We start from the raw sequence: 16,567 nt of genomic DNA, 5'->3' as shown, positions 1-16,567 counted from the left end.
GTAGTGCGATGCGGTGGATGCTCACACTTGCGGTGGCGTTGTCGGGGGTGTTCTCGAGCATTTTCGTTGTGCCCGGCGGGGCGAATGCGGTGCCGGGAATCTGCCCGCCGACCTGCGATGCGATCCCCGACGCGGCGTGGATCGAGCCGAGCTCGCTCCCGCTGAACTCGATCTACCGGTGGCCGTCGCTGGCCGGCCTGGCGGTCACGGCCCCGGCACCCCGATTCGAGTTCGAGTCATGGTGCGTCACCCCCGACTCGTCCTCGGATCCCCGCCGCTACGCCGTCGCCGCGCGCGCCGCCGTACCCAACCCGGACGGCCAGTGGACCCTGCAGGTCCAGGTCATCCACTGGCGCGGCGACACCGTCACCGGCGGCCAGACCGCACTCGAGGTGCTGGAGAAGGCGCGCATCGCGCTGGCGTCGTGCAGCGACGGCGTGTCGCCATCACTGACCACCAACGAGGTCGACCGCATCGGCGCCGTGATCAGCGAGACCGGCAGCCGGGTGATGCGCGTCTACCTGCTGGCCGACCCCACAAACAGCACCGTCGTCGAGGTCGCGCTGTGGACCACGCTGCCCACCCGGGTCGAGTGGCGCGCGGTGCCCGACGTGCAGGTCTTCGATGCGATGGCGGCGCCGCTGTGCACCGCCTACCTCGGCTCGTGCCGGTGAGGCGGGCCTGCCGTCGCCGCAGGTAGAGTGTCCGCGTGGCAAAAGTGGTGGTTCACGTCATGCCGAAGACCGAGATCCTCGACCCGCAGGGGCAGGCGATCGTCGGCGCGCTGGGTCGGCTCGGCTTCGATGGCATCTCAGATGTGCGGCAGGGCAAGCGGTTCGAGCTCGAGGTCGACGACGCGGTCGACGACGAGAAGCTCGCCGCGATCGCCGAATCGCTGCTCGCCAACACGGTGATCGAGGACTGGACGGTCACCCGGGAGGATGGCTCATGACCCGTGTGGGCGTGATCACATTCCCCGGCACGCTCGACGACATCGACGCCGCGCGGGCAGTGCGCCTGGCCGGCGGCGAAGCCGTCAACCTCTGGCACGCCGACGCCGACCTCAAGGGCGTCGACGCCGTCATCGTGCCCGGTGGCTTCTCCTACGGCGACTACCTGCGGTGCGGCGCGATCGCCCGCTTCGCGCCGGTGATGGGTGAGGTGGTGGCCGCCGCGGAGCGAGGGATGCCGGTGCTGGGCATCTGCAACGGTTTCCAGGTCCTGTGCGAAGCGGGGCTGCTGCCCGGCGCACTGACCCGCAACGTCGGGCTGCACTTCGTCTGCCGCGACGTATGGCTCGAGGTCGCATCGAACACGTCGGCGTGGTCGACGCGCTACGAGCAGGGCGCAGATCTGCTGGTGCCGCTGAAGTCCGGCGAGGGCCGCTACGTCGCCAGCGCCGAGGTGCTCGACGAACTCGAAGGCGAGGGCCGCGTGGTCTTCCGGTACCGGGAGAACATCAACGGCTCGATGCGCGACATCGCCGGCATCAGCTCGGCCAACGGCCGCGTCGTCGGCCTGATGCCGCACCCCGAGCATGCGACCGAGGCGCTGACCGGCCCGTCTGACGACGGGCTCGGCATGTTCTATTCGGCGTTGGACGCGATCCTGGTCTCCTGAGCCCGGTGCCGGTCCGCTGGCGCGAACGCAGCCGATTGGTGCGCGCGATGCGCCTGTGGCGGACGCGCAACCCACGCACGTTCCGCGACAAGGTGCGGTACAAGATGCTCCGGGACCACCGTCAGCTCGTCGTGACGTTCGCCGACAAGGCTGCGGTTCGTGACTACGTCGCCGGTGTCGTGGGGGACCGCTATCTTCCGCGGGTGTACGCAATCCTCGACGATCCTGCGGCGCTGACCGAGGTCGGTCTGCCGGCTGCGTACGTGGTGAAGCCGACGCACGGCAGCGGGGCGGCGATCGTCGTCTCTTCTCGCGCGCCTCGCGGGGCTCGTCTACCGACTGAGCCCGGCAGCTGGGTGTATTCGCAGGTGCGGCCGGAGGCGGCCCCGCTGTCCGATCTGATTCGTATCGCGACGGGCTGGTTGGCGCAGCTCTACGGCCAAGGGCCCAACCGGGAATGGGTGTACGGGCGCGTTCCGCGACGGGTCATCGTCGAGGAGATGCTCGTCGGTTGCGACGGCTCGGTGCCCGACGACTACAAATTCTTCGTGTTCCACGGCACGTGCTGGTTCGTCCAGGTCGACACTGGCCGGTTCGGTTCGCGCACACAGGATTTCTTCACAGCCGGTTGGCAACACCTGGCGCTACGGGGCAGCGCGCCGTGCGCAGATCACGCGCCTGGGAAGCCGGTTCGGTTGACCGAGATGATCGACGTCGCGGAAAAGCTGGGCGCCGAAACGGATTTCGTCAGAGTCGACCTGTACGACGTTGACCGGCGAGTTGTCTTCGGGGAACTGACGAGCTTTCCTGCGGGCGGAGACAGTCCCTTCGAGCCTGAATCGTTCAACCTCGAGTTCGGGCTTCCCTGGACGGTTCCGCGGCGGTACTAGCGCGCTCGTTGTGGTGCTCGGGCACCCCTTGGACGTGCGTTAGCGTTGTTCTGTGCTGGTTGATCCTGACGTGTTGCGGGCCTTCGCGGGACAGGTGGAGGAAGCCTCGAGCGCCATCAAGACCGTCGATGTGGGGCACACGGCCGCCACAGCTGCTGACGGTCTCCCCGGTCGACGACGCAGTGGGCCGTGCGATTGGTCGGTGGCCACCTGACGACGCTGGCGGACGCGATCGCCGCCAACGTGATGAAGATGGCTAGCGCTGTACGTGGAGCGGGCGACATGTTCCAGGTCGTGGTATGCCGCTGATGAAGTCATCCGTGGTCGTCTCTGGTCGGCCGTCGCATTCGGCGCTTTCGCCGCGTTCACGGCAGCGGTTGCGTGCGTCCAGTTCGCGAGGCTGGAGGTGCCGAGCGGACTGGTGGCGCTGGGGGGATCGATATTCTGCTTGGGATTTGTCATTCCCGCCTTCAAAAGCGTTCCAGGCCGGGTGAAGCCACGCGTGCGTTCAGATAGCGACGGGACGACGTTCTTGCCTGATCGGGGGATCGAGATTCCCTTGCAGGTGGGGATGGCCGGTGCCCTCATGTCTTCAGTGTTGGTACTGATACTTCTTCCCGCGGGGCGCCTCGCGATTCCGGTTCCACCGAATATGCGCTATGCCTTGCCCTTCACGGCGTCTTTCCTCGTGGTGGGGATTGGGCCGATGCTGTGGCGAAACCTGCGCCGCGACAGTATGAGTCGTCTACGGCTGACGGAGCGAGGGTTCGAATTCCTGGAGGGCTGGCGGCCGCAATTGGCTGATTGGTCATCGGTGGAGGACGTGACTTCTCAAGCGCCGCAGCCGAAGAAATCCCCGCCGAGTGCGATTGTGGTCATCCTGTCCGACGACACGGTGTTGTCGTTAACGGCCTCTGCCTACACCCCCGGCGGCGTTGCATTGCGGAATCTGGTCCAGTTCTACTGGCGCCATCCCGAGGCCCGCGGTGAACTGACCGACGGGCGAGCTGCCGAGCGACTCGTCGCGTTGCACTGACAGGCCCCTCGCCGGACGGGAGGTGCCCCCAGCTCGCCGGACGTGGTCAGTCGTCGGAGGCGGTGCCGTTCTTGCCGGCGCTGCCCGACTTCGACCCACCTTTGCCGCCGGTACCCGGCGTGCCGCCGGCTCCGGTGTCGCCGCCGTCGCCGCCATCACCGCGCTCGCCGGCATTACCCCCGTTGCCTCCGGTGTCGCTGCCGTCGCCGCCGTCCCCACCGTTGCCGGTGCGGGTTCCGCCGTTACCGCCGACGCCCCCGGACCCCGATCCGCCGTCGCCTCGACCGCCTCTGCCGCCGTTGCCCTTTCGGCCAGCATCGCCGCCATCGCCACCGCCGCCGATGCCGAACTCCGATTCGCCGATGCCTGCTCCACCGAAGCCGCCGTTGCCGGACTGCGTGCCACCGTTGCCGCCGTCACCGCCGATACCGGCGTAGGTTCCGCGACCTGTGCCGCCAATGCCCCCGTTGCCGACGCGACCGCCGTCGCCGCCGTCGCCGCCGACAGCCACACCGTCATCGGGATCTGTGGCGGTCGCGTTGCCCCCGTTGCCGCCGCGACCGACGCCGAGCGCATCGCCGCCCCAGCCTGCAATTGCTGACGAGGTCGCGGTCGCGTCGCCCCCTCGGCCGCCCTGGCCCGACACTGAGCCACCGTTACCGCCGTCGCCGCCGTACGCGCCGTCGGCTGTCTCCGACCCACCTTCGCCGCCACGCCCGCCGTCGCCGCGCGAGCCGGCGTCACCGCCGTCGCCCCCGGTGGCATTGTTGCCTCGCGCATCGCCGCCGTCGCCGCCGCTACCGCCGAGTCGGCCGCCCCGGCCGCCGGTGCCGCCGGTGCCGTTGTCGACATCGGCGTCGCCGCCCCGGCCACCGTTACCGAACACTCCGGCATCGCCGCCGTTGCCCGCGGTCGTGAACTCGGCGTTGGCCTTTCCGCCGTTGCCTCCGCGGCCGGCGATTGAACCGCCCAGACCGCCGTCACCTGCTGCTGTCGTCGCGGTGGCATCAGCGCCCGCTCCGCCCGTCCCGAAAAGACCTGCTGCTCCGCCACTTCCGCCATTGGCGCCCGCCCCACCGTTACCCCAGATCAAGCCGCCGCGGCCGCCGTTGCAGGCATCGCCGGTACAGTCCTGCGCGGCGTCGAGTCCGTTGCCGAACAGCCGGATTCGTTGATCGCTGCCCACAAGCGTCACAGGGAAGTCTGCTCGGTCACGCATTGCGGCTGACGAGCTAGAGGTGCAGCCCGGACCCCAGCAGATATGTCTGTCGTTGAACGTCCAGACGAACTGGCGCAGGTTGTATCCAGTCACAGACACGATGTTCGAATTGCCCGTCAGGGTCATGTGGAAGCCCTGCGAGTCGATGCCCGCGGAATTGCCGTTACCGGTCACGGTGAGATACGAGTAGTCGCCATTGCTGCTGAGGGCGTTGTCGTTGCCGTTGATGATCACTGTCGCCTGCTCCCCCGTCGCGCGCGCAGCATTCCCCGCGCCATCGAGGACCACCGTGGTCTCGTCTCCGATGGCTTCGGCGCGAGAGGTGTCCGTCTTGACGATCGCCTGCGCGCCCTCACCGACCGCGAGCGCCCACGAATTGGTGCCGACAGTTGTCGCGGTTGCCGAGCCCTCCTGGTGCTTGACCTCTCCGTTGATCGAGATCGAGAGATTCCCCGGTGTCGGTTTGGTCGGAGTGGCCGCGTTCGCCACCAGAGGCGACACCACCCCGATGCTCATCGCAGCCGCCGCGACCCCGACACGTCCCAAAGCGCTACGCCGCACCATTCCCCCAAAGTCGACCGGATGTTTGCTCGAATGCTCCAATGGGCAAGCGCGCACCGACCCCCGACGGAGTGGCGCGATGCTGTTCCCCCAGTTCATTGCGCATTCAAGCAGCATCAAGAAGGCTATCAGCCATCACACACGCGTGTCCGAGGTTTGGCGAACGGGTGTGCTCGGTAGCTCGCGCGAGCGTGCGCTGAGTGCCAATCTCCCGCGGCGTGTGGCGTGCAGACACGCGCGCTCGCCGGACGGGAGGTGCCCCCAGCTCGCCGGATGGGTTACGGGGTCAGGGCGACTGAGGCTTCCGCCGTGTAGCAGAGGAACGTCAGCGTCTCCTCCAGATACAGCTGCACGGTCTCGGCATCGTGAGCCAGGTAGCCGATCGCGACGTCGGTGCCCAGCTGCAGATCGAAATCGCCTCCGCGCGTGGACAACACGAAGGCGCCGTCGATGGCGGGCGCCCAGATGATGTCACCGTCGACGAGGCGATTGATGTGCTCCAGAATCGGATAGCCATGTGCTGTCGTCTCAGCGACGCGGGTGTAGACATCCGCCGAGAGCAGCACCGCATACGGTCCGTCGACCCCCGCCAGTCGCAGCGCGCTCACGGCCTGCGCGATGACATCGGGGATGGCCCGCGGATCCTCGGGCAATGCCAGCGCGGGGTTCGAGCTGCACGTGCGAATGCCACTGATCGAGGCTGCGCCATAACCTTCGAACATCGCCCGATCCTCGGCGAACGCCAGTTTCCTGGCCGCCTCCTTGACCGGATCCCAGTCCGAGTCCTGCGAGCCCCGCTCGACATCGTCGATGTCGATTCGGTTGATGCTGAACGGAACTCGCAGCCGCACGAGCGGACGCGCCTCCCTCAGATGGGCAATGACCCCGTCGCTCGGTGCGACGGCGTCGACCAGGTGCCCTGTACTCACCGCCGCCGTGACCGCGCCCCCGGGCTCGCTGACGTCGACCACTCGCCGACCGGCTATGTGGCGCTTGAACGTTCGCGTGGCCTCCTGTTCGATTTCGGCCCATGCGGCATCGGTGATCGGAGCAAGTTCCCGGTACAGGTTGTTCATTGCGGTTGTCCTTTCAGACTGCCGATGGACAGAGAGCCGCTCGCGCTCTGCGGTGCCGAAATAGGAAGCGGGGGAGGATCATCGAGGAAGTCCTGGGTCGGGGTGAAGAACATCGAGCCCGTGATCGCCGTCGAGAATTCCAGGATGTGATCGGTGGTGCCGGGCGGCGAACCGATGAACATGTTGGTGAGCATGCGTTCGGTCACCGCGGCCGAGCGCGAGTACCCGATGAAATAGGTGCCGAACTCACCGCGCCCGATCTGCCCGAACGGCATGTTGTGCCGCACGATCTTGAGTTCGGTGCCGTCGTCGTCTTCGATCACGTTGAGTGCCACGTGAGAGTTGGCCGGCTTGACCGCATCGTCGAGTTCGATGTCGTCGAGCTTGGTGCGCCCGATCACCCGTTCCTGATCCTCGGTGGACAGCGCATTCCAGGCGGCCATGTCGTGCAAGTACTTCTGCACGTGCACATAGCAACCGCCCGCGAAATCCGGGTCCTCGTCACCGATCCGCGTGGCACTGTCGGCGAGCGGGCCGTCGGGGTTCTCGGTACCGTCGACGAAGCCGAGGAGGTCGCGGTTGTCGAAGAAGCGGAAGCCGTGGGTCTCGTCGACGACCATGATCGGGCCCATCGCACCGACGATCTTGATCGCCAGTTCGAAGCAGACGTCCATCGTCTCCGCGCGGATGTGGAACAGCAGATCACCCGGCGTGGCCGGGGCCCGGTGCCGACCTCCGTCGAGTGCGACGAACGGGTGCAGCTCGACCGGCCTGGGGCCGGAGAACAGCCGATCCCACGCCGCAGAACCGATCGACGTCACCACAGACAGGTGCTTGCTCGGGTCGCGAAACCCGATCGCGCGCACCAATCCCGCGATGTCGCCCAGCGCGTCGTGGACCGCCTGCTCTCCACCGTCGTCGATGGTCGCGACGAGGAAGATTGCCGCCGGGGTCAGCGACGCGAGCACCGGCTGCGGCAGTAACTCGGGCACCGTCTGACCCTAAATCATGATCAATTCCGGCGATCGACGAAGATGAAGAACCATGACGGCTGATGCGCAGGGTCTGTGTGAGTTCATCGATGCATCCCCGTCGCCGTTCCACGCCTGCCGCACCGCCGCGGAGCGGCTGCGCGACGCCGGGTTCGCCGAGCTGTCCGAGGGCGACGCGTGGACCGGAGCCGGCGACTTCTTCGTCATCCGCGCCGGCTCCCTGATCGCCTGGCGATCGACCGGCGAGCCGCACCTGCCCTTCCGGATCGTCGGCGCCCACACCGACAGCCCGAACCTGCGGGTCAAGCAGCACCCGGACCGGACCGTCGCGGGCTGGCAGGTGGTGGCGCTGCAGCCCTACGGCGGCGCGTGGCTGAACTCCTGGCTCGACCGCGATCTCGGCCTCAGTGGCCGGCTCTCCGTGCGCACCGGCGCCACCGCCTCCGACGTCCTGGTCCGCATCGACGACCCGATCCTGCGCGTCCCGCAGTTGGCCATCCATCTGTCGGAGGACCGCAAAGGCGTCGAGTTGAACCCGCAGCGGCACGTGAACGCCGTCTGGGGGATCGGTGGCCCCCGCTCGTTCCTCGACTACGTCGCCGAACGCGCCGAGGTCGACGCGGACGCGGTACTCGGCTTCGACCTGATGACCCACGACCTGGCCCCGTCGCGGCTGACCGGTGTCGACCGTGAACTCGTCAGCGCACCGCGTCTGGACAACCAGGCGACCTGCTACGCCGGGCTGGAGGCCTTCCTGGCGGCGCCCGCCTCGACGGTGACCCCGGTTCTGGTGCTGTTCGACCACGAGGAAGTGGGCTCGCAATCCGACCACGGCGCGCAGTCCGATCTGCTGCTGACAGTGCTCGAGCGCATCACGCTGGCCGCCGGCGGCGGCCGTGAAGATTTCCTGCGCCGGTGCTCGACCTCGATGGTGGCCTCCGGCGACATGGCGCACGCCACGCACCCGAACTATCCCGAACGGCACGAACCCGGACACCTGATCGAGGTCAACGCCGGACCCGTGCTCAAGGTGCAGCCGAACCTGCGCTACGCCACCGACGGGCGCACCGCCGCGGCGTTCGCGCTGGCGTGCGAGCAGGCCGGGGTTGCGCTGCAGCGTTACGAGCACCGGGCCGACCTGCCGTGCGGCTCGACCATCGGACCGATGACCGCCGCGCGCACCGGCATTCCGACCGTCGACGTCGGCGCCGCCCAGTTGGCGATGCACTCGGCGCGCGAGGTGATGGGCGCCGCGGATGTCGCTGCCTATTCGGCTGCGTTGGCGGCGTTCTTGTCACCCGCCTGACCTAAGGTCTGCCCATGTCACTCGACGTCGCGATGATCACCTTCGACTGTTCGGATCCCGATGCGCTGGCCGGTTGGTGGGCCGAGGCGGTCGGCGGCCGCGTCAATGCCGAGGCCCCAGGCGAATTCGTCATGGTCGCGCGGGAGAACGGCCCCGCGCTGGGCTTCCAGCGGGTGGACGATCCGACACCCGGCAAGAACAAGGTGCACCTCGACCTCCACACCGCCGACAAGGAGGCCGAAGTGACCCGCCTGGTCGAGCTGGGGGCGCGAGAGACGGGGCGGCATCAGCTCCCGGGTTTCGACTGGGTCGTGCTCTCCGACCCGGAGGGCAACGCGTTCTGCATCGTCGGCGGGTAGCCGCTGGCAAGATCGCCGTGTGCTGATCTCGCTGATCGCCTTCTCGGCGGTGTTCGCCGCGTGGGCGCTCGGTGCGGGACGGCTCGAGCGGGCCCGGTTGACGGCGCCGATCGTGCTGATCGTGGCGGGCGTGGCCGCCGGCTTCACCACCTCTGACGCACTGGCCGTCGCGCTCAACGCCGACGTCGCCCAGCACGGGGCCGAGATCATCCTCGCGGTGCTGCTGTTCGTCGACGCCACCGACGTCCGCGGTGGGCTGTTCGGCAGGGAGCCCCGCGCAGCGCTGCGCGTGCTGCTTCTCGCGATGCCGCTGAGCCTGGGACTGTCGGTGCTCCTCGGCGCGTGGATGCTGCCGGAGCTGTCCTTTGCGGTACTGCTGGTCATCGCGTGCGCGGTGGTGCCGACCGATTTCGCGCCCGCGGCGACGATCCTGCGCGACGCGCGGGTGCCCGAACGGGTACGCAACGTCCTCAACGTCGAAGCCGGCTACAACGACGGCATCGTCGCCCCGGTGTTCATCTTCGCGCTGGCATTCGCAGGGGATGACGTGCGCACCGAGACGCCGCTGCGCGCGCTGGGCTCGGCCGTGCCCCAGGCCCTGACCGCAATCGTCGTCGGCGGTGCCGTCGGTGCGCTGCTGGCGCTCGCGATCAACAGCGCCACCCGCCGCGGCTGGATGACGGGTCAGAGCGTGCGGATGATCTTGGTCACTGCGCCCATGCTGGCCTACGGGCTGAGCCTTGCGTTCGACGGCAACGGATTCGTCTCGGCATTCGTCTGTGGGATCACGTTCCACTACCTGCGGCACTCCCCGTCCTGGCACGAGGAACTGGAGTTCGTCGACGACATCGGCTTTCTGCTGTCAGCGATCATGTGGTTCGTCGTCGGCGCTGTCGCCGTCCTCGCCGTCGAGCGCGGAGTCTCCTGGCAGACGGTGGTTTTCTGCCTGCTGGCGTTGACCCTCGTCCGCGTGGTCCCGGTCATGTTGGCGATGCTGCGATCACGTTTCTCCTGGCGGGAGCGCATGATGCTGGCCTGCCTGGGGCCGCGCGGAACGTCGACGATCGTGTTCGGTCTGCTGGCCTACAACGTGCTCGACGGCGCCGACGAACACGACGTCCTGGCCGTCATGGTGGTCGTGGTGCTGGGCAGCGTCGTGATCCACGGGCTGATCGCGCCGTCCGCCGCGGCACGCTGGTCGCGCACCGAGAACTAGACTGTCCGGCGTGACGTCCGGGCTCACCCACGAAGTCGACACGGTCGACAACGCCGCTTCCACCCCCGATCAGCCGCAGCCGTTCCGCGAACTCGGTCTCAAGGACGACGAGTACGCGCGAATCCGCGAGATCCTCGGCCGGCGCCCCACCGACGCCGAACTCGCCATGTACTCGGTGATGTGGAGTGAGCACTGCTCCTACAAGTCCTCCAAGGTGCACCTCCGCTACTTCGGCGAGACGACCACCGCGAAGATGCGCGAAGCGATGCTCGCCGGCATCGGGGAGAACGCCGGCGTGGTCGACATCGGCGACGGCTGGGCGGCGACATTCAAGGTCGAGTCCCACAACCACCCGTCCTACATCGAGCCCTACCAGGGCGCGGCCACCGGTGTCGGCGGCATCGTCCGCGACATCATGGCGATGGGCGCCCGCCCGGTCGCGGTGATGGACCAACTGCGCTTCGGCGCGGCCGACGCCCCCGACACCCGGCGCGTGCTCGACGGCGTGGTGCGCGGTGTCGGCGGCTACGGCAACTCGCTCGGACTGCCCAACATCGGCGGCGAGACCGTCTTCGACGCGAGCTACGCCGGCAATCCGTTGGTCAATGCGCTGTGCGTGGGTGTGCTGCGGACCGAGGACCTCAAGCTCGCGTTCGCCTCCGGCGCCGGTAACAAGATCATCCTGTTCGGTGCGCGTACCGGCCTCGACGGCATCGGTGGGGTCTCCGTGCTCGCGTCGGAGACCTTCGGGGGCGACGAGAGCGGCGCGGGCCGTAAGAAGCTGCCGAGCGTCCAGGTCGGTGATCCGTTCACCGAGAAGGTGCTCATCGAGTGCTGCCTCGAGCTGTACGCCGCGGACCTCGTGGTGGGCATCCAGGATCTCGGTGGTGCCGGATTGTCCTGCGCCACATCGGAATTGGCCTCGGCCGGCGACGGTGGCATGCGCGTCGAGCTGGATCGGGTGCCGCTGCGTGCGGCGAACATGACCCCGGCGGAGATCCTGTCCAGCGAGTCGCAGGAACGCATGTGCGCCGTGGTCACCCCCGAGAACGTCGACGCGTTCCTCGCGGTGTGCCGCAAGTGGGATGTGCTGGCCACCGTGATCGGCGAGGTCACCGACGGTGACCACCTCGAAATCACGTGGCACGGCGAGACTGTCGTCGACGTGCCGCCACGCACGGTCGCTCACGAGGGACCCGTCTACGAACGCCCGGTGGAGCGCCCCGACACCCAGGACGCGCTCAACGCCGACACCTCGGCGACGCTGCCCCGACCCTCCACCGGTGACGAGCTGCGAGCGACCCTGCTGGCGATGATCGGCAGCCCGCACCTGTGCAGCCGCGCGTTCATCACCGAGCAGTACGACCGCTATGTGCGAGGCAACACCGTGCTGGCCGAGAACGCCGATGGCGGAGTGCTGCGCGTCGACGAGGAAACCGGCCGCGGGATCGCGATCTCCACCGACGCGTCCGGCCGCTACACCGCGTTGGACCCGTACACCGGCGCCCAGCTCGCTCTCGCCGAGGCCTACCGCAACGTCGCGGTCACCGGCGCCACCCCCGTCGCGGTGACCAACTGCCTGAACTTCGGCTCACCCGAAGACCCGGGCGTGATGTGGCAGTTCTCGCAGGCGGTCCGCGGTCTCGCCGACGGTGCTGCGGCACTGGGTATTCCGGTCACCGGCGGCAACGTCAGCTTCTACAACCAGACCGGCACCACGCCGATCCTGCCGACCCCCGTCGTCGGCATCCTGGGCGTCATCGACGACGTGAAGCGGCGCATCCCCACCGGATTCGGCACCGAACCCGGGGAGACGCTGATCCTGCTCGGCGACACCCACGACGAATTCGACGGCTCCATCTGGGCGCAGGTGACCGCCGATCACCTCGGCGGCGTGCCGCCCCGGGTCGACCTCGAGCGGGAACGTCTGCTGGCCGAGGTGCTGACCGCCGCTTCCCGCGACGGTCTCGTCTCCGCTGCGCACGATCTGTCGGAGGGCGGACTGATCCAGGCGGCCGTCGAAGGCGCCCTCACCGGCGAAACCGGTTGCCGCCTCATCCTTCCCGACGGGTCGGACCCCTTCGTGTTCCTGTTCTCCGAGTCGGCGGGACGCGTGCTCGTGGCGGTGCCCCGCACGGAGGAGAGCCGGTTCACCGCGATGTGCGAGGCCCGAGCATTGCCGGCGACCCGCGTCGGAGTGGTCGACCGGGGCCCCGAGGGTGGCGAGCCCGCCGTCGAGGTGCAGGGTCTGTTCACGGTCAGCCTGCAGGAGTTGCGACAGACGTCGGAAGGTGTGTTGCCCGGGTTGTTCGGGTGACCTCTCCGGAGTCCACCACACATCCCTTCTACGTCTGGGCGTGGGGCCTGCTGAGGCTGGACTTCACCGGAATCGCGTTCGCCGCGCTGTTCTTCTGCCTGTCCCTGACACCGTCACTGCTGCCGAGGGACTGGCTGTTCCAGGGACTGATCGGCGGGATCAACGCGGCCATCGGCTACGGCATCGGAGTGTTCGTCGCGCGGATGGCGCGCCGGTTCGTGCTCACCGGCCGATCCTGGTGGCCGCCGTCGCTGGCGGTGTCCTCGGCGCTGAAGACCGGCACCGTGGTGCTGTCACTTCTGGCCTGCGTGCTGATGGTGATACCGGCCGCCGGCTGGCAGCGTCAGGTGTCGGCGTTGATGGGACTGCCCGGACCGAGCACCGCGAGTTACCTGCGGACCCTGGTGCTCGCCGCGGTCATCGGCGGTGTGTGCGTCGCGGTCACCCGGGCGCTCATCGACCTGATTCGCACCCTGGCGCGCTACCTGATCCGGCGATGGCGCATCTCTGACGAACTGGCGCTCTTCATCGGCACCGCGATCGTGGTCGTGCTGGTGCTCACGCTGGTCAACGGTGTGCTGCTGCGGGGTTTCCTGGCCGGCGCGAACCGGGTATTCCAACCGCAGAACACCACCACCATGGCGGGCATCAGTCAGCCGCAGGAGCCGGAAAGGTCCGGCAGTCCACAATCTTTCGCGCCGTGGGACACGCTGGGCTATCAGGGCCGCAGCTTCGTCGCCACCGGGCCGAGTGCCGCCGAACTCACCGCCGTCAACGGCAGGCCCGCCAAAGAACCGGTCCGGGTCTACGTCGGACTGGAAACCGCCGACACCGACCAGGCGAGAATGGCGGTCCTGCTCAGCGAGCTCCAACGCAGCGGTGCCTTCGATCGCAAGGTGCTGGTGATCGCCCCCACCACGGGCACCGGGTGGATCAATCCGATCGCGGCGCGCTCGCTGGAGATGATGTACAACGGCGACACCGCGATCGTCGGATCGCAGTACTCCTTTCTGCCGAGCTGGATCTCGTTCATCGGCGATCAGCGCAAGTCGGTCGAGTTCGGTCGGATGATGATCAATGCCATTCACCAACGCTGGGCCACCCTGCCACCGCAGCGCCGCCCGCAATTGCTGCTCTACGGTGAGAGCCTGGGCTCGATGGCCGGGCAGGGCGCGTTCGACTGGTTGCCCGACATCTCCCGGATGGGGTTCTCGTCGGTGTTGTGGGTGGGCCCGCCCAACGCCAGCTCGCTCTGGCACGCGATCACCGTCCGTCGCGACCCCGGCACCCCCGAGGTGCGCCCCCGCTACGACAACGGCCGCACCGTGCGGTTCTCTTTGGGTAACGACGCGGCCCAGATCGCCCGCGACACAGCGCAACCGTGGGACGGCACCAGGGTGCTCTTCCTGCAGCATCCCTCCGACCCGATCGTCTGGTGGTCGCCGGACCTGCTGTTCAGCCGGCCCGACTGGCTCACCGAGCCGCCCGGGCGGGACCGGACGGCTTCGATGCGGTGGTACCCGATCATCACGTTCTGGCAGGTGGCCGCCGACATGACCAACGCCTCGTCGGTGCCCGGCGGCCACGGTCACAACTACGGTGACTTCATCCTCGACGGGTGGGCGGCGGTGGCGCCACCGCCGGGGTGGACGCCGGCCGACACGGAACGCATCAGAACTGCTCTGCAGCGCACGGAGTCCGAGGACGGTCAGTGAATCGCCAACGGCTGCACGCTTTTTCGCTTGCCGGACTCCTGCTGGGTTGGAGCGTGCTTGCGCCGCGGGTGCCGCGGCGTTGGTACCCCGCGCCGCACGTGCTCCTCGGCGCGGCCGCCGTCGCGACGACCGACGCCCCGCTCGGCTTCCGCCCGCCCGCGCTGACACAGGGCCTTCGGTGGGGGAGTGCCGCCGCCGCCACTGTCGTTGCGGCAGTGGCACTGTCGGCAACACTGACACCGGTTCGAGCGGGCATGGCGGCACGTACGCCACCCGCCTCGCCCGCGACGTGGCTACTGCTGCACATCCCGCTGGGCACCGTGTGGTCCGAGGAGGCCGGCTACCGCGCGTCGCTCGGGTCCGTCGCCGCACGCGCGTTCGGCGTCACCGGCGGACGCTTGTTCACCGCTGCCGTGTTCGGGCTCTCCCACATTCCCGACGCCCGCGCTGCGCGCGACTCGGTGCCCGGCACGGTGCTCGTCACCGGTGCGGCCGGCTGGGTCTTCTCGTGGTTGCGGGACAGATCCGGTAGCCTCGCGGCGCCGATGCTCGCCCACCTCGCCGTCAACGAGGCCGGAGCCGTTGCGGCCGTCGTGTTCTCACGTCCGATCAGGGATTGATCGTGTACTGGCCGACTTGACGGCCCCACACGTAGTCGACGAGAAGCGGCTGGCCCAGCTCGACATGGTTGTACGGGGCCAGATTGAAACCCGTGTCCATCACCAGATAGGGATTCGGCCACAGCTCGCGCGTGATCTTCTGCCAGCACCCGGGCCGGCCCTCGGGACCGCCCCGCGCGTTGACCCGCGGCAGGTTGTCCGGATACACGAACGGGTTGCCCGCGCCGGTGATCGTGCCCGCCGCGCGCAGCGAATAGCCGTTGTCGCCCCCCAACACCCGAGTGATCTCGGGGGCCACCTCGGCATAGTTGCGGATGGTGCAGAACATCATGCCGCGGTAGTCGTCGAGCAACCGTGTGGTGGGTAGCAGATCGGCCGCCCCCCGAATCAGATACGGGCCACCACGATCCAGCACCGACGTCGCTGGATCGGCGAAGCCGACCGCCGCCATCAACGCGGCGTCGATGTCACCCGAGCGGGCGGACAGCGTGCGCGCCGTGGTGACCGCGGAGGCGAGTCCGTCGAGGAGATCGGGAGCGGCGTCGGCGTAGATGTCTGCCAGGCGCGTCAGCGAACGCACGTCGGCCCGCCACTGCGGCATCAGGTCGTCGAACTCGGTGAGGATGCGGTTGCCGTCCTCCAGCGAGGTACCGAACCGGTCGCCCAGCCCGTTCAACGCCTCCGCTGTCGCGCTCAGCGTCTGATTCAACTTCACCGGGTCGACCTGCTCGGCGATCTCGGTGACCGTCTCGAACAAGGTGTTGAACTCCGTCGTCACCGCGGCGGCCCGCAGCACACTTCCGTCGGTGAGCCGTTGCGGCGCAGGCTTTTGCGGTGACATCAGGGAGATGTACTTGTTGCCGAACACCGTCGTCGCCCGGATCTCGGCTCCGGCATTGGCGGGGATGACGCCCATCACGTCGGGATCGACGTCCAAAGTCAGGGTGGCGCCCCCGTCGGCATCGGGCGCGATCTGGGCCACCCGGCCGACCTCGACCCCGTTGTAGGTGACCTTCGCGCCGCGTTCGACGACCAGCCCGGCCCGGTTCGAGAGCAGCGTCACCGTCGAGTACGTCGTGAAGTCCCCTCGGAACTGCAGGAAGAGGACCGCGCCGAAAACGGCGATCACCACGAGCATCAACGCGCCCAGCCGCCGGTAGGGCGGTGCGTCCGGGGCTGAAGACACTTTGAGAACCTAGATCATGGCCGTTCGCCGTGCTGTCGATCCGGAAAAGACCCGCGCCGCCGTGGCCGCGGTGGCCGATTGGCTGCGCGACGAGCACGCCGAAGCCCCACCGCGCCCCCAGGTGGCGGAGGCGGTGCGTTCGACGGCCAGGACGTTGGCGTCCGTTGCGCCCGGGGCGTCCGTCGAGGTGAGGGTGCCGCCCTTTGTCGCGGTCCAGTGCGTGGCCGGACCCCGACACACCCGCGGCACCCCACCCAACATCGTCGAAACCGACCCGCGCACCTGGCTGTTGCTGGCCACCGGCCTGCGCACCATCGATGACGCGGCCGCCGCCGGCGCTCTCCAGCTGTCCGGCTCGCGGGCCCGGGACATCGCGGCGGCCCTGCCGCTGGTGGCGCTGCCGCAGTGACCCGGGGAATCGGCGCGCCGCCGGCGTGGTTGTCGACTACGGCGC

Annotated in this window: 17 protein-coding genes; 13 read left to right on the top strand and 4 right to left on the bottom strand. The window is 68.5% G+C overall.

Features of this window, described 5'->3' with window-relative positions; all coding sequences use genetic code 11:
• Positions 1 to 17: 17 nt before the first annotated feature.
• From ACZ50N_RS22275 to ACZ50N_RS22250, 6 genes are read left to right on the top strand one after another with little or no spacing between them, the layout of a single operon-like run.
• The gene (locus ACZ50N_RS22275) at positions 18 to 674 is read left to right on the top strand and encodes an ATPase (RefSeq protein WP_464473790.1); all 657 of its coding nucleotides are present in this window, start codon (positions 18 to 20) and stop codon (positions 672 to 674) included.
• 35 nt (positions 675 to 709) lie between these two features.
• Entirely contained in the window at positions 710 to 952 is a 243-nt protein-coding gene (purS, locus tag ACZ50N_RS22270; protein WP_046362175.1) for a phosphoribosylformylglycinamidine synthase subunit PurS, read from the top strand.
• Positions 949 to 1,620: a phosphoribosylformylglycinamidine synthase subunit PurQ gene (gene purQ, locus ACZ50N_RS22265; protein ID WP_046362174.1), complete on the top strand. Its 672-nt coding sequence runs from the start codon at positions 949 to 951 to the stop codon at positions 1,618 to 1,620. The genes purS and purQ overlap by 4 nt, the downstream gene beginning before the upstream one ends.
• 5 nt (positions 1,621 to 1,625) lie before the next feature.
• Positions 1,626 to 2,510 carry an ATP-grasp fold amidoligase family protein gene (locus ACZ50N_RS22260; protein WP_464473789.1) on the top strand — a complete coding sequence of 295 codons (885 nt, stop codon included), beginning with the start codon at positions 1,626 to 1,628 and terminating at the stop codon, positions 2,508 to 2,510.
• 52 nt (positions 2,511 to 2,562) lie between these two features.
• Positions 2,563 to 2,724, top strand: a complete 162-nt coding sequence (locus tag ACZ50N_RS22255; RefSeq protein ID WP_464473788.1) for a hypothetical protein — start codon at positions 2,563 to 2,565, stop codon at positions 2,722 to 2,724.
• Between the two features lie 54 nt (positions 2,725 to 2,778).
• The gene (locus ACZ50N_RS22250) at positions 2,779 to 3,546 is read left to right on the top strand and encodes a hypothetical protein (RefSeq protein WP_464473787.1); all 768 of its coding nucleotides are present in this window, start codon (positions 2,779 to 2,781) and stop codon (positions 3,544 to 3,546) included.
• Positions 3,547 to 3,592: 46 nt separating this feature from the next.
• Here the strand turns inward: ACZ50N_RS22250 and ACZ50N_RS22245 are convergent, their stop codons facing one another.
• The 3 genes from ACZ50N_RS22245 to ACZ50N_RS22235 form a co-directional block, all read right to left on the bottom strand.
• Entirely contained in the window at positions 3,593 to 5,329 is a 1,737-nt protein-coding gene (locus ACZ50N_RS22245; RefSeq protein ID WP_464473786.1) for a PGRS repeat-containing protein, read from the bottom strand.
• A 275-nt stretch (positions 5,330 to 5,604) separates the two neighbouring features.
• Positions 5,605 to 6,402 (bottom strand): family 1 encapsulin nanocompartment shell protein, encoded by a 798-nt coding sequence (locus ACZ50N_RS22240; protein ID WP_464473785.1) that lies wholly within the window; start codon positions 6,400 to 6,402, stop codon positions 5,605 to 5,607.
• Positions 6,399 to 7,394 carry a Dyp-type peroxidase gene (locus tag ACZ50N_RS22235; RefSeq protein WP_464473784.1) on the bottom strand — a complete coding sequence of 332 codons (996 nt, stop codon included), beginning with the start codon at positions 7,392 to 7,394 and terminating at the stop codon, positions 6,399 to 6,401. The genes ACZ50N_RS22240 and ACZ50N_RS22235 overlap by 4 nt, the downstream gene beginning before the upstream one ends.
• A 52-nt stretch (positions 7,395 to 7,446) precedes the next feature.
• Between ACZ50N_RS22235 and ACZ50N_RS22230 the strand changes: the two genes are divergently transcribed.
• From ACZ50N_RS22230 to ACZ50N_RS22205, 6 genes are read left to right on the top strand one after another with little or no spacing between them, the layout of a single operon-like run.
• Positions 7,447 to 8,700: a M18 family aminopeptidase gene (locus tag ACZ50N_RS22230; RefSeq protein WP_048423851.1), complete on the top strand. Its 1,254-nt coding sequence runs from the start codon at positions 7,447 to 7,449 to the stop codon at positions 8,698 to 8,700.
• A 14-nt stretch (positions 8,701 to 8,714) separates the two neighbouring features.
• On the top strand, positions 8,715 to 9,059 hold the full coding sequence (locus tag ACZ50N_RS22225) for a VOC family protein (protein WP_046365583.1): 345 nt from the start codon (positions 8,715 to 8,717) through the stop codon (positions 9,057 to 9,059).
• 19 nt (positions 9,060 to 9,078) lie between these two features.
• The gene (locus ACZ50N_RS22220; protein ID WP_048423849.1) at positions 9,079 to 10,275 is read left to right on the top strand and encodes a cation:proton antiporter; all 1,197 of its coding nucleotides are present in this window, start codon (positions 9,079 to 9,081) and stop codon (positions 10,273 to 10,275) included.
• A 10-nt stretch (positions 10,276 to 10,285) separates the two neighbouring features.
• Entirely contained in the window at positions 10,286 to 12,592 is a 2,307-nt protein-coding gene (purL, locus tag ACZ50N_RS22215; RefSeq protein WP_464473783.1) for a phosphoribosylformylglycinamidine synthase subunit PurL, read from the top strand.
• Positions 12,589 to 14,307: an alpha/beta hydrolase gene (locus ACZ50N_RS22210; RefSeq protein WP_464473782.1), complete on the top strand. Its 1,719-nt coding sequence runs from the start codon at positions 12,589 to 12,591 to the stop codon at positions 14,305 to 14,307. The genes purL and ACZ50N_RS22210 overlap by 4 nt, the downstream gene beginning before the upstream one ends.
• The gene (locus ACZ50N_RS22205; protein ID WP_464473781.1) at positions 14,304 to 14,927 is read left to right on the top strand and encodes an Rv0804 family intramembrane glutamic endopeptidase; all 624 of its coding nucleotides are present in this window, start codon (positions 14,304 to 14,306) and stop codon (positions 14,925 to 14,927) included. Before ACZ50N_RS22210 ends, ACZ50N_RS22205 begins: the two co-directional genes overlap by 4 nt.
• Here ACZ50N_RS22205 and ACZ50N_RS22200 read toward each other — a convergent pair.
• Complete coding sequence (locus ACZ50N_RS22200; protein ID WP_464473780.1) at positions 14,917 to 16,113, bottom strand: MCE family protein; 1,197 nt, start codon at positions 16,111 to 16,113, stop codon at positions 14,917 to 14,919. The two genes, ACZ50N_RS22205 and ACZ50N_RS22200, sit on opposite strands and share 11 nt — an antisense overlap.
• A 16-nt stretch (positions 16,114 to 16,129) precedes the next feature.
• On the opposite strand from ACZ50N_RS22200, the gene ACZ50N_RS22195 reads away from it, so the two are divergent.
• On the top strand, positions 16,130 to 16,522 hold the full coding sequence (locus tag ACZ50N_RS22195) for a sterol carrier family protein (RefSeq protein ID WP_048423844.1): 393 nt from the start codon (positions 16,130 to 16,132) through the stop codon (positions 16,520 to 16,522).
• The last annotated feature ends 45 nt before the right edge of the window (positions 16,523 to 16,567 follow it).

The organism is Mycolicibacterium obuense (assembly GCF_055397605.1).
The sequence above is the reverse complement of the archived record's forward strand: the minus strand, read 5'-3'. Positions and strand labels throughout refer to the sequence as shown.